The sequence below is a fragment of the Mesorhizobium sp. M1A.F.Ca.IN.020.06.1.1 genome (genome assembly GCF_004023265.1).
Taxonomy (GTDB): Bacteria; Pseudomonadota; Alphaproteobacteria; order Rhizobiales; family Rhizobiaceae; genus Mesorhizobium.
On record NZ_RZSR01000063.1, the window covers coordinates 1 to 11,737 of the forward strand.

Here is an 11,737-nt window from a genome sequence, read left to right on the forward strand (position 1 = left end):
CCATGCTTCGGCGATCGTGGCGAGCTCGGCCTCGCGAGCGACGAGCGGACTGCTCAGCCGCCCGAAGGCGAAGAATCGATCGACCTCCCGCTTGTGACTCAGCGCGCGCCAGACCAGCTCCGGCTCGGCAAACCCCTTGATCGCATGGGTGCCCCTAAAGCTGAACACATGTGACCGTCGCGCCAGGTTGCGCGTCGCGTCCGAGACGACCACCGTATCCGGCTGCGCGATGGCCTGGAGCCGCGTGGCCATCGCGAAGGCAGGGCCGGTGACATTGTCATGACCGGTGTCGGCGTCACCCTTGTGGATCAGGGTCATCGATGTCGCGATTCCGACCCGGACATGCAAATCGGCGCGGCCTTTGTCCGAACCGACGCGCCTGCAGGCGTCGATGATTTCGAGCCCGGCTCGGATCGCCAGCGATGCCGCGTCCTTGGCGTCCATCTCGGCAGGAAACAAAGCAACGCCGCCATCGCCGACCTCAACCTGGACGGCACCCGAGCATGACGCGACCGCCTGTCTAGCCGCCCGCTGGAAGGCTGATATCAGTTCCTCGAACTCTTCGATGTCCAGGATGGCAAGAAGGTCGGTCGATCCGACCAGATCGTAGCAGAGCGCGGTCAGGATCCGGCGCTCATGCCGGGCTTCGGACGCATTGTTGCCGTTGCCGCCCAGAAAACCTGTTGCCACCGGCGCCGCCGGCAAAGCGACCGGACCCTTGTCCGACATGCTGCGATTTCCTCGCCGAGTGCAGTGACGGCAATATTAGCAAAGTGCGATGCTGTCCACAAAACAGTTGGCCGGTGGGCAGGGCTGGAAAAAGCCGATGCTGGGATCATTATGGAGCTATGCTCATGGAGCAAACTTCCCGTGGCCCTGACACCAGTTGTGACCGCTTTTGGTGGGCGGCCGGGATGACTTCAATGACCGACATGCGGCGCTTAGCGGTCAATTCGGCGGACATAACCGAGCTGCATTTATGGCCGCAATGTCAGCGTGATTGGGACTGGCATGGAGACCGCCACCAAAACATCAATCCATATGAGCGGCCGGCGCGCCGCCGGCGGGCGCGGCCTTCGGCTTGCGCAGCAGGATGACGAACGGGACGGCCAGCAGCGTCATCACCATCAGGAGTTTGAAGTCGTTGATGTAGGAGATCATCATCGCCTGGACGTTGACCAGCCTGTCGACCTGCGAAAGGGCCATGGGATCACCGCTCGCCGCCGCGGGCGAGGCTGCCCATAGGTTGGGGTTGTAGGGGTTGATGAACGCCCCGAGCTCGCTGTGGTTGACCTGCGTGTTCTGCACCATCAGCGCCGCAACCACCGAGACGCCGATCGACGAGCCGAGATTGCGCACAAGGCTGAACAGCGAGGTGGCGTCGGTGCGGTAGCGCGCGTCGAGCGTGGCGAAGGCCACCGCCGAGAGCGGCACGAACACCATGCCCATACCGAGGCCCTGGATGACGCCCGAAGAGATGATCAGCCAGTTGTCCATCTGCGGCGTGAAGCTTGCCATAGTGTAGAGCGACTGCGCGGTGAGCAGGAATCCGATCGCGACCAGAATACGCGCGTCGATCCTGTGCATGATGCGGCCGACGAACAGCATCGAAATCATCGTGCCGATACCGCGCGGGCCGAGCACGACACCGATGGTGACGGTCGGGTAGCCGAAGATGTTGGCAAGCATCGGCGGGAGCAGCGACATCGAAGCCAGGATCAGCACGCCCATGACGAAGATGAAGCCGAGCCCGGTCACGAAATTGCGGTCGAGGAAGATTTTCGGATCGATGAAGGGACGTTCGGACGTCACCGTGTGGATGATGAACACCCAGAAGCCGGTGATCGACAGCGCAAGCTCGATCCAGATCTCTGTCGAGGAGAACCAGTCGACCTCGCCGCCGCGGTCGAGCATCAGCTGCAGCGCGCCGACGCCGAGCGAGATCATGGCGAAGCCGAAGAAATCGAAGCTGCGCACGCGCTTGGCGACGACAGGCAGGTAGGCGGCCATGCCGATGAAGGCGAGGATGCCGACCGGCAGGTTGATAAAGAACACCCAGCGCCAGTTGAAATTCTCGGTCAGCCAGCCGCCGAGCGTCGGGCCGAGGATCGGCCCCAGCATGATGCCGGCGCCCCAGATGGCCATGGCCTGGCCGTGGCGTTCGCGGGGATTGATATCGAGCAGGAAGGTCTGCGACAGCGGCACGATCGCCGCTCCGAACACACCCTGCAGCAGGCGGAAGAGCACCATCGTCCCGAGGCTCCACGCCATGCCGCAAAGCATGGAGAAGATGGTGAAGCCGACGACGGAGGCCAGGAACAGCTCCTTGCGGCCGAGGCGGTCGGCGAGCCAGCCGGTGACCGGCGTCATGATGGCGGCGGCGACGATATAGGAGGTCAGCACCCAGTTGATGTTGTCCGGCGAGGCACCGAGATCGCCGGTCATGGTCGGCAGCGCGACATTGGCAATCGTGGTGTCGAGCGCCTGCATGACGGTCGCCAGCATCAGCGCGACCGTGATCAGGCCGCGGTGCGGTACTTCCTTGAAGGGTTCGGGCGTGCTCATGGTGTGGAACTTCCAGCAGGTAACAAAAACGGGTACATTGGGTTGCCCGGCGGCGGCGCCTTCCTTTGAGACCCTCGTCGCGGTGGAACGCGAGGATCGATGTGGGGGTTACATCGACCGAAAGTCTCTGTTGGAGCGGATGCCTGCCGCCCGGAAACCTGAGGACCGACGGATCCGTGTCGAAAGCCTCTGCCTTGGATCGACCCGCGACGCGGCTCGCCTCAAACGCTCGGCTTTCCCACCCCTCCCCTCAGTCCATTCCCTTGCGCCCGCTCATGCCCGCGGGCTTCACTTTGCGTTACTGCGCGTGCTCGCCGGCCGTGGCGTGACCGAAGATCGACGGCAGGCCGCGCGCGACGCCGGTATCGACGGTGACCGTCGCGCTCATGCCGGTGCGCAGCGCCATCTTGGCGTCGGGGTCGGTCAGTTCCAGGCGCACGGGGATGCGCTGGGTGACCTTGACCCAGTTGCCGGTGGCGTTCTGGGCGGGCAGCAGCGAGAACTCGGCGCCGGTGCCGGCGCCGATCGCCTTGACGGTCGCCTCGAAGGTCCGGCCCGGATAGGTGTCGACCACGATCTCGGCCTTCTGGCCCGGCTTCATATTGGTGAGCTGCGTCTCCTTGAAGTTGGCGTCGATCCAGGTGTCGTCGGTCTCGACCAGCGCGAACAGCGGCGTGCCGACGGAGACATACTGGCCGACCTTGAAGGACGAGGCCTGGTAGACGATGCCGTCGGACGGCGCCTTCACCGTGGTCTGCGAGAGGTTGTAGGCGGCCTTGTCGCGCGCGGCGAGCGCCGACATCACGCTTGGATGCTTGTCGGTCTCGATGTCGGGGTTGCCGCCAAGCGCCGCCTTGGCACTGATGATGCCCTGCTCGGCGACCGCGAGCTGCTGCTTGGCCTTGTCGAGGTCGTTGCGGGCCTCGTCCAGCGACGACTTGGCATTGATGCCCTTCTCAGCGAGATCGGCGGCGCGGTCATATTGCGACTGCGCATAGTCGACCTCGCTCTTGGCCGACTTCTGCTGCGCCATCGCCTGGCTGTAGGCGGCGCGCAGCTGCTCGACATTGAGCCGCGCGGCGGCAACAGCCGCGTCGGCCTGGGCCAGCGCGATCTTGTAAGGCTCGGGGTCGATGACGAAGAGAAGGTCGCCCGCCTTGACCGTCTGGTTGTCGGCAATGCCGACCTGGACGATGCGGCCGGCCGTATCCGAGGCAATCGAAATCCGGGCCTGCTGCAGGTTGGCGTTCTCGGTCTCCTGGTAGCGACCGCCGGTGACCCAGACATAGGCGCCGCCGGCGAGCAGCGCCAGCGGCAGGGCGACCATCAAAAGGAAGCGGCCGGTGCGGCGCTTCTTCCTCGGTGCTGCCGGTGCGGGCTGCGGCTCCGCTGCCGCGGAGACTGGCGCAGCCTCCGGCTTCGCCGGCGCCTCGATCTCGAGCTTGGTGACGTTGTCGTCTGCTTTCTTGGCTGCCGCGTTCATGCTGCCCGCCCTTCCGTATTCTTGATTTTTTCGAGGGACGACGTCTCGCCGTCGGTCAAATTCTGCACGATGGTGTCGAGCACCCGGATCAGGATGCGACGGTCCTCCGGCGATACGCCGATGAGCGATTCCTCATAGACTTCGCCGGCGAGGCTTTTGACATCGGTGTAGGCTGCGTTGGCCTTTTCGGTCGGGAAGATCATGCGCACACGCCGGTCGGCCGCGTCGGCGCGACGCTCGATCCAGCCGCCCTCCTCCATCCGGTCGCAGAGGCGAGAAACGCTGATCGGCTCGATGTCGAGCAGCTCGGCGAGCCGCGCCTGCGCGACACCGGCCTCCTTGGCGACACGGACGAGAAGCCGCCATTGCGCCGAGGAAAGGCCCAACCCGCTGGCGCGCGCCTCAAAGCGCTTGCGCATGAGGCGCTGCACGTCGTGGATCAAAAATCCCAATCTGTCGATGCCATCTGAAACCATGAGCGGCATATATAATAAGCGTGCTTACTATTCAAGTGGCTGCGTTGTTCCAGAAGCCGGCAACCGCACGCGGCCATGCCAGGGCTGCATGGTCGAAGCTCGCCAAGGCGGGCATGAGAGCGCCACAGAGCGCCGGCTCCGGCGTCGTCTTCAGGCAATGGGTGCATGGCATGGTGCCAACTGTCTAGGATTCACAGTGTTTTAGCAGCTGCGCTGGTGCCGTTCGGCATGTTTGTGATACATCTGCCGGCGAGGATCGGGGGATCATCGCAATGCCGACGCTCTATGCACTGAAGCCGGCTTTCCAGGACAGGCTGCGGCCGCTGGTCAACAGGCTGGCGGCGATGGGTGTGACGGCCAACGGCATAACGGTCGCGGCTGCGCTGCTGTCCATCGCGGCTGGATCGGCGATCGCGGTCCTCCCCGGTTGGAGCCCGCTGCTCTTCCTCATCCCCCTGGTGCTTTTCCTGCGCATGGCGCTCAACGCCATTGACGGCATGCTAGCGCGCGAGCATGGCCAGGCCTCGACGCTCGGCATGTACCTCAACGAGATCTGCGATGTCGTCTCCGACCTCGCGCTGATCCTGCCCTTCGCCGCCCTTCCTCAATTCGGCGCCTGGGGCGTCGTCTCCTTTGCCATCGCCGCGGCGCTCACCGAGTTCGCCGGCGTGCTCGGCATCGCAGCCGGGATCGGGCGAAACTATGCCGGGCCGTTCGGCAAGAGCGACAGGGCGCTGGCGCTCGGCGTGGTCGCCGTGCTCGCCGCCGCCGGGCTCTGGCCGGAGGCAATCGCCCCGTTTGTGTTTCCGGCCATGGCTACGCTTTCGCTGCTGACCGCCATAAACCGGATACGCGCCGGTCTTATTGGCAGCACCGGCTGAGCACCGAGACTCGCCATGCCGCCCGGGGGAACCACCATGCTTCACGAACAGGTCGCCAGCGCGCCGGCGGAAAGCCTTGCGCGGCAGGCGCAGGAACGCACCTTCCGCAGCCATGACGGCACGCAGATCTTTTACCGCTACTGGCCGGCGATGCAGGCCAAGGCCAAGGGCGCGGTCGTGCTCTTCCATCGCGGGCACGAGCATGGCGGCCGCATGGCGCATCTCGTCGACGAACTCAGCATGTCCGACTACGCCTTCTACGCCTGGGATGCGCGCGGCAACGGCCGCTCCGCCGGCGAGCGCGGCTACGCTCCGTCTTTCGCCGCGCTGGTGCGCGATATCGACTGTTTCATGCGTGAGATCGCCGCCAGGGACGGTCTTGCCGCGCAGGACATCGCGTTGATCGCGCAGTCCTTCGGCGCGGTGCTGGCGGCCGCGTGGGTGCACGACTATGCGCCCAAGCTGCGCGCCATGGTGCTCGCCTCGCCCGCCTTCTCGGTGAAACTCTATGTCCCTTTCGCCAAGGAAGGCATCGCGCTGTGGCAAAAGATCAAGGGACGCTTCTTCGTCGATTCCTACGTCAAGGCGAACCTTCTCACTCATGACCCTGTGCGCATTGCTTCCTTCGAAAACGACAAGCTGATCACAAGGCCGATCGCCTCGAACATCCTGGTCGAGCTCTATCAGCACGCGGCGCGCATCGTTGCCGATGCGCGCGCCATCACCGTGCCGACGCAGCTTCTTCTGTCGGGCAGCGACTGGGTGGTGCGGCACGCGCCGCAGCACGAGTTCTTCGTCAATCTCGGCAGCCGCGCGAAGGAGCGCCACGTGCTGCCGGGCTTCTTCCACGATACGCTGGGCGAGCGCGACCGCGCCAAGGCGCTCGACCTGATCCGGCCGTTCCTCGAAGCGCAGTTCGCGGCACCCGCGGAAGCTGTAGAGCTGAAGCAGGCGGACATCGCCGGCTACACGCGCGACGAGGCCGACCGCCTCGCCTCGCCGCTCGATCTGCTTTCGCCCAGGGGCCTCTACTGGGCTATGAGCCGCGCCTGCATCCGCATCGGCAGCTGGTTCTCGCAAGGCATGAAGGTCGGCGTTACCACCGGCTTCGATTCCGGTTCGACGCTCGACTATGTCTATGAGAACGAGCCGCGCGGCCTGGGGCCGATCGGCCGCATGGTCGACCGGACCTTCCTCGACGCCATCGGTTGGCGCGGCATCCGCCAGCGCAAGCTTCACATCGAAGAGCTGATCGGCTCGGCGCTGGCAATGCTGAAGGCCGCTGGGCGGCCGACCAACATCCTGGACATTGCGTCTGGTCACGGCCGCTACGTCCTCGATGCGATCGACATGAGCCGGGAGCAACCGACCAGCGTTCGGCTGCGCGACTATTCCGACCTCAATGTCGAGCTCGGCCGCAAGCTGATCGCCGAGCGGCAATTGCCGGCCAGCGTGTCGTTCCAGCGCGCCGACGCCTTCGACGGCGATGGGCTCGCCGCGCTCGATCCGGCGCCGGACCTCGCCATCGTCTCCGGCCTTTACGAGCTCTTCTCCGACAATGCGCTGATTGCGCGCTCGCTCGGCGGCCTTGCCCGCGCCATGCAGCCGGGCAGCCTGCTCGTTTACACCAACCAGCCCTGGCACCCGCAGCTCGAAATGATCGCGCGCAGCCTGACCTCGCATCGCGGCGGCCAGGCCTGGGTGATGCGGCGGCGCACGCAAGGCGAGATGGATCAGCTGGTCGAGGCGGCAGGCTTCGAGAAGCTCGACCAGCGCATCGACCAATGGGGCATCTTCACCGTCTCGCTGGCAAGGCGGCTTTAGGACCACCGCCGCATGCCTTCCAGTGCCGAGCCCCCGCCACTTTCACCCAGCGCCGAGCCCTATGGGCGTGTCGTCCTGCGCGCAGCGCTGTGGCTCGCTTTCCTCGCGCCTTTCTTCTATTCGACCTACGGCTTCGCCAATTGGCTCGCCTCGACGCGCGACCATGTCGGCAGCATCGTGTTCTCCTGGGAACACCATGTTCCGTTCGTCGCCTGGACAATCGTGCCCTACTGGTCGATCAACCTGTTCTACGGACTGTCGCTCCTGCTCAACGACAGCCGCCAGGGCGTCGACCGGCTGGCCGGCCGATACCTCACCGCGCAGATCGTCGCCGTCGCCTGCTTCATCCTGTTTCCGCTGACCGCCACATTCGTGCGGCCGGAAACGAGCGGCCTGCCGGGTTTCCTGTTTGCGGTCCTCGGCGGCTTCGACAAGCCGTTCAACCAGGCGCCGTCGCTGCATATCGCGCTGTTGGTGATCATCTGGGATCATTGGCGCCAGCGCCTCGCCGGTCCTTTGCTGGGGCTCTGGCACGGCTGGTGCTTTCTGATCGGCGCCTCGGTGCTGACCACCTGGCAGCATCATTTCATCGACATCCCGACCGGCGCGCTGCTCGGCTTCTTTGCCCTGTGGCTCTTTCCGGCACAGGGCCAGCTGCCGTTCGCCGGTTTCCGCCTGACTGCCGACGGCAAGGCATGGCGGCTTGCGCTATACTACGCGCTGGGCGCCGCTCTGGCGCTAACGGGCGCTGTGGTCGGCGTCTTCTTCTCCGCCCTCGCCTTGTTGCTCCTATGGCCTTCGCTGGCGCTGGCCATCGTCGCCTTCGCCTATGCCGGGGCCGGCGCGAAAGTGTTCCAGAAGGCGGTTGATGGCCGTGTGTCGCTGGCAAGCCGCATCCTGCTTTGGCCTTATCGCCTAGGCGCCAGGGTCAATGTCTGGGCATGGACGCGCAAGCTGCCGCCGGTCGTGCCGGTCAGCGACGGCGTCTTCCTTGGGCGGTTCCCGAACGCCGCCGAGGCTGACGGCTTCGGCACGGTGATCGATCTCGCCGCCGAGCTTGAGCGGCCGGGCGACGCGCCGGGCCGCTGGCAAAGCTTCGGCATGCTCGATCTGCTGTCGCCGCCGGCGGACACGCTCGACCAAGCGGTGGCGGCGATCGAGCCGGCGCGCCGGCATGGCACGGTGCTGGTCTGCTGCGCGCTCGGCTTCCAGCGCAGTGCCACCGTCATCGCCGGATGGCTCGTCGCGAGCGGCCGCTCGCACACGCCGTCACAGGCGCGCAAGCAGCTCGCCGCGTCCGGACGACCGGTGCATCTTCAGGTCGGACTGGACGAGCCGGCATGACGGACGAAGCCTATCAGCAGCGGACAGCCGCCTTTGCCGCGATGCTGATCAAGCACGCCGCATGGCCGGCCGCGATCGTGCTCGTCTGCGACGGCTTCGCGCCTTTGGTCGCCTCGGCGCGCGGCGCGCTCCAGGCGCCGATCGCGGTGCTGGCGCTGCTGGTCGCGGCGGCAAGCGCCATCGTGGTGCTTGGGTTTTCGGCGCTTCTCGCCTTCGACGCGCTGTTGTTCCGGCTGATGGCGAGCCATGACAATGAGCGTTCGGGATGCGCCGCGGTCGACGACGTGCTGGCGCGCATGCGGCTCAAGCCTGTCTCCTCGTCTCCGCGCCCGCTCGAGGACCGCATCGCCGGAACGCGCCGCCTGCTTGCCCGGCAGCGCATCGCCTTCGCGATCTTCGTCATCGCGTTCCTGACAGCCGGATTCTGGATGCCGGGATGAACAAGCTGTCGCTCCGGACCTTCACGCTGCTGCAGACGGCGACTTCGGTCGGCCTGTCGGCGCTGGCCCGGGCGGTGACCGGCGTGCGTCCGATCTGGAGCGGCTGCCAGCCATCGGACCGGCAGCGCATCTATTTCGCCAACCACACCAGCCATGGCGATTTCATCCTTTTGTCGGCTTGCCTCAGCGAAAGAGAACGCGCCACCACTCATGCGATCGCCGCCGCCGAATATTGGCGAAAGTCGCGCCTGCGCCGCTTCATCGCCGAGGACATGCTGTCCTCCGTGCTGATCAGCCGGCAGTGGACGAGCCCGGAAGAGAACCCGATCTCCGTCATGCTTTCCGTTCTCGACCGGGGTCATTCGCTGATCATTTTCCCGGAAGGCACGCGCAACATGAGCGACGAGCTGCTGCCGTTCCGCTCCGGGCTCTACAATCTGTCGATGGCGCGGCCGGAAGTGGAGCTGATCCCGTGCTGGATCGAGAACATGTCGCGCGTGTTGCCCAAGGGCCAGTTCCTGCCGGTGCCGCTGCTTTGCCGCGTGGTCTTCGGCGCGCCGGTGGCGGTAGCGCCGGGCGAGGAACGCCGCGCCTTCCTCGAACGCGCCCGGGCCGAACTTCTGGCGCTCAATCCCCGCCCTGATCGAGACGAATGATGCGCCACGAAATCAGTATCCTGATCATCGGCCTTTTCGTGGTGCTGACCACCGCCAGCGCCACCGCAGCCGTGCTGTCGGCGCGCGCGCCGAAGCCGCTCAGCGCGACGCTCACCAACCTCACCCAGCGCATCAATGCCTGGTGGGTGATGGTGGCGCTGATGACGGTCGCCTTCTTCTTCGGCCGCTACGGCATGACCATCCTGTTCGCGCTGATCTCGTTCGCGGCGCTGCGCGAGTTCGTGACCTTGACGCACAGCCGCCGCAGCGACCATTGGGTTCTGCTCGGCATGTTCGGCATCGTCATTCCGTTCCAGTACTGGCTGGTGTGGACGGCCTGGTACGGGCTGTTCGTGATCTTCATCCCGGTCTACTGCTTCCTGCTGATGCCGGCGATCACGGCGCTGCACGGCGATACCGAGCGCTTCCTGGAGCGCGTCTCGGCGCAGCAATGGGCGATCATGATCGCGGTCTATTGCGTAAGCCACGTCCCTGCGCTGCTGACGCTGAACGTGCCCGGCTTCGAGGGCCGCAACCTGGTGCTCGTCGCCTTCCTGATCATCGTCGTGCAGGGCAGCGACGTGCTGCAGTACATCTTCGGCAAGCTGTTCGGAAAGCACCGCTTCTCGCCAAAGGTCTCGCCGTCGAAGACCTGGGAGGGGCTGATCGGCGGGCTCGTCGCCTCGAGCCTGCTCGGCGCGCTGCTCGCCTTCATCACGCCGTTCTCGCCATTGCAGGCCTCGGCCGTCGCCTTCGTCGCCTGCACGATGGGATTCCTCGGCGGGCTGGTCGCTTCCGCAATCAAGCGCGACCAGGGCGTGAAGGATTGGGGGCATCTGATCGAGGGCCATGGCGGCATGCTCGACCGCACCGACAGCCTGGTCTTCGCCGCGCCGATCTTCTTCCACCTGGTGCGCTATTTCTGGACGGTTTGAGCGTCGGCATCGGCGTCTCCCCTGCGCAATTCCAAGGTCGCCTCACCCAAACATCGGAAAATTTTCAGAAACCGTTCGGGATTTCCGGAGCCGGAAGCGCCAAGAAGATCGGGCTGGCGAAAAGACAGGCCGCAAAGCCCGATCTCCCTCTCCAGCCAACTGATTTCCCGGTCGCCGCATCCTCCTAGCGCGGCCGCAACCTTGGTCATGGAGACAACATGATTGCACTTTTTCATAACAGGCCGCTGCGGCGCCGCCTTGTCGCCGGATCGATCGCCGTTCTTGCCTGCGGCGGCGCCATGGTCTGGCACGGCGCCAGAAGCGAGGCCTCGAACGTGAAGCCCGCCGCAGCCGAGACAAAGCTTGTCAAGGCCATCGCGGCCGTCCCGATGCTCAGCGCCGATACCCGCATCGCCATCGGCGAGATCCGGCCGAGGCTAGAAAGCGACCTCGGCTTCCGCGTGTCGGGCAAGCTGCTCGAACGTGTCGCCGAGATCGGTTCGACGGTGAAGAAAGGCGAGGTGCTGGCCCGCATCGAAGACCAGGACTATCGCAACCGGCTCGCCAGCGCCGAGGCCGATGTCGCGGCGGCACAGGCCGTGCTTGTCGAAGCAAAAGCTGCGGAGGCCCGGATCGGTGCGCTGCTCGGCAAGGGTTTTACCACCCGAGCCAATTATGACGCGACACTGAAGAATCTGCGTTCGGCGCAGGCCAAGCTCAAGTCGGCGAACATCGCCTTCGAGATGGCCAAGGACCAACTCGGCTATACCGAGCTGCATGCGGAATTCGACGGCATCGTCACCGCCACCGGTGCCGAAGCCGGCCAGTCGGTCAATGTCGGACAGATGGTGGCGCGGGTTGCCGATCCGGAGAGCCGCGACGCCGTGTTCTCGATCGCCGAAGCGGTCTTCGCCAACGCACCCGATACCAAGCACCCGCCAAAAGTGACTGTCTCGCTGCTCAGCAATCCGGCGATCACCGCGGTCGGCAGCATCCGCGAGATCGCGCCTATGGCCGACGCCGCGACCCGCACCTTCCAGGTAAAGGTCTCGATCGAGAATGCGCCCAACGAGATGCGCTTCGGCGCAAGTGTTTCCGGCCGCGCCGAGATGGGCGGCGCGCCGGTCATGGTG

The 11,737-nt window shown here is 65.4% G+C and carries 13 protein-coding genes; 8 read left to right on the top strand and 5 right to left on the bottom strand.

The features are described from left to right. The 4 genes from EOA60_RS05070 to EOA60_RS05085 form a co-directional block, all read right to left on the bottom strand. The coding region (locus EOA60_RS05070) for an adenylate/guanylate cyclase domain-containing protein (RefSeq protein ID WP_245502525.1) at window positions 1-690 on the bottom strand (690 nt) is incomplete at its 3' end. 342 nt (window positions 691-1,032) lie between these two features. Then, window positions 1,033-2,565 carry a DHA2 family efflux MFS transporter permease subunit gene (locus EOA60_RS05075; RefSeq protein WP_127334838.1) on the bottom strand — a complete coding sequence of 511 codons (1,533 nt, stop codon included), beginning with the start codon at window positions 2,563-2,565 and terminating at the stop codon, window positions 1,033-1,035. Between the two features lie 298 nt (window positions 2,566-2,863). Beyond that, window positions 2,864-4,048 (bottom strand): HlyD family secretion protein, encoded by a 1,185-nt coding sequence (locus EOA60_RS05080; RefSeq protein WP_127246848.1) that lies wholly within the window; start codon window positions 4,046-4,048, stop codon window positions 2,864-2,866. Beyond that, window positions 4,045-4,524: a MarR family winged helix-turn-helix transcriptional regulator gene (locus EOA60_RS05085; RefSeq protein WP_127334843.1), complete on the bottom strand. Its 480-nt coding sequence runs from the start codon at window positions 4,522-4,524 to the stop codon at window positions 4,045-4,047. Before EOA60_RS05085 ends, EOA60_RS05080 begins: the two co-directional genes overlap by 4 nt. 20 nt (window positions 4,525-4,544) lie before the next feature. On the opposite strand from EOA60_RS05085, the gene EOA60_RS37390 reads away from it, so the two are divergent. From EOA60_RS37390 to EOA60_RS05115, 7 genes are all read left to right on the top strand, one after another. After that, window positions 4,545-4,712 (top strand): hypothetical protein, encoded by a 168-nt coding sequence (locus EOA60_RS37390; RefSeq protein WP_164748164.1) that lies wholly within the window; start codon window positions 4,545-4,547, stop codon window positions 4,710-4,712. 84 nt (window positions 4,713-4,796) lie between these two features. Then, the gene (locus tag EOA60_RS05090) at window positions 4,797-5,405 is read left to right on the top strand and encodes a CDP-alcohol phosphatidyltransferase family protein (RefSeq protein WP_127334837.1); all 609 of its coding nucleotides are present in this window, start codon (window positions 4,797-4,799) and stop codon (window positions 5,403-5,405) included. Window positions 5,406-5,441: 36 nt separating this feature from the next. Next, window positions 5,442-7,229: a bifunctional alpha/beta hydrolase/class I SAM-dependent methyltransferase gene (locus EOA60_RS05095; protein WP_164748163.1), complete on the top strand. Its 1,788-nt coding sequence runs from the start codon at window positions 5,442-5,444 to the stop codon at window positions 7,227-7,229. 12 nt (window positions 7,230-7,241) lie between these two features. Beyond that, the gene (locus EOA60_RS05100; RefSeq protein ID WP_127334835.1) at window positions 7,242-8,573 is read left to right on the top strand and encodes a phosphatase PAP2/dual specificity phosphatase family protein; all 1,332 of its coding nucleotides are present in this window, start codon (window positions 7,242-7,244) and stop codon (window positions 8,571-8,573) included. Continuing rightward, window positions 8,570-9,013 carry a hypothetical protein gene (locus tag EOA60_RS05105; RefSeq protein WP_127334834.1) on the top strand — a complete coding sequence of 148 codons (444 nt, stop codon included), beginning with the start codon at window positions 8,570-8,572 and terminating at the stop codon, window positions 9,011-9,013. Before EOA60_RS05100 ends, EOA60_RS05105 begins: the two co-directional genes overlap by 4 nt. Continuing rightward, on the top strand, window positions 9,010-9,669 hold the full coding sequence (locus EOA60_RS05110; RefSeq protein ID WP_067324862.1) for a lysophospholipid acyltransferase family protein: 660 nt from the start codon (window positions 9,010-9,012) through the stop codon (window positions 9,667-9,669). The genes EOA60_RS05105 and EOA60_RS05110 overlap by 4 nt, the downstream gene beginning before the upstream one ends. Further along, a complete protein-coding gene (locus tag EOA60_RS05115; RefSeq protein ID WP_128292881.1) occupies window positions 9,669-10,604 on the top strand; it encodes a phosphatidate cytidylyltransferase in 936 nt (311 codons plus the stop codon). The genes EOA60_RS05110 and EOA60_RS05115 overlap by 1 nt, the downstream gene beginning before the upstream one ends. On the opposite strand, the gene EOA60_RS05120 is transcribed toward EOA60_RS05115, so the two are convergent. Continuing rightward, window positions 10,586-10,813 carry a hypothetical protein gene (locus EOA60_RS05120; RefSeq protein WP_127240133.1) on the bottom strand — a complete coding sequence of 76 codons (228 nt, stop codon included), beginning with the start codon at window positions 10,811-10,813 and terminating at the stop codon, window positions 10,586-10,588. The two genes, EOA60_RS05115 and EOA60_RS05120, sit on opposite strands and share 19 nt — an antisense overlap. Before the next feature lie 9 nt (window positions 10,814-10,822). Here EOA60_RS05120 and EOA60_RS05125 point away from each other — a divergent pair. Beyond that, a partial coding sequence (locus EOA60_RS05125) for an efflux RND transporter periplasmic adaptor subunit (RefSeq protein WP_245502524.1) occupies window positions 10,823-11,737 on the top strand: 915 nt, incomplete at its 3' end.

Coding starts and splice junctions, on each gene's coding strand:
- EOA60_RS05090 (WP_127334837.1), top strand. CDS start 4,797: ATGCCGACGCTCTATGCACTGAAGCCGGCTTTCCAGGACAGGCTGCGG.
- EOA60_RS05080 (WP_127246848.1), bottom strand. CDS start 4,048: ATGAACGCGGCAGCCAAGAAAGCAGACGACAACGTCACCAAGCTCGAG.
- EOA60_RS05110 (WP_067324862.1), top strand. CDS start 9,010: ATGAACAAGCTGTCGCTCCGGACCTTCACGCTGCTGCAGACGGCGACT.
- EOA60_RS05075 (WP_127334838.1), bottom strand. CDS start 2,565: ATGAGCACGCCCGAACCCTTCAAGGAAGTACCGCACCGCGGCCTGATC.
- EOA60_RS05100 (WP_127334835.1), top strand. CDS start 7,242: ATGCCTTCCAGTGCCGAGCCCCCGCCACTTTCACCCAGCGCCGAGCCC.
- EOA60_RS05120 (WP_127240133.1), bottom strand. CDS start 10,813: ATGACCAAGGTTGCGGCCGCGCTAGGAGGATGCGGCGACCGGGAAATC.
- EOA60_RS05105 (WP_127334834.1), top strand. CDS start 8,570: ATGACGGACGAAGCCTATCAGCAGCGGACAGCCGCCTTTGCCGCGATG.
- EOA60_RS05095 (WP_164748163.1), top strand. CDS start 5,442: ATGCTTCACGAACAGGTCGCCAGCGCGCCGGCGGAAAGCCTTGCGCGG.
- EOA60_RS05085 (WP_127334843.1), bottom strand. CDS start 4,524: ATGGTTTCAGATGGCATCGACAGATTGGGATTTTTGATCCACGACGTG.
- EOA60_RS05115 (WP_128292881.1), top strand. CDS start 9,669: ATGCGCCACGAAATCAGTATCCTGATCATCGGCCTTTTCGTGGTGCTG.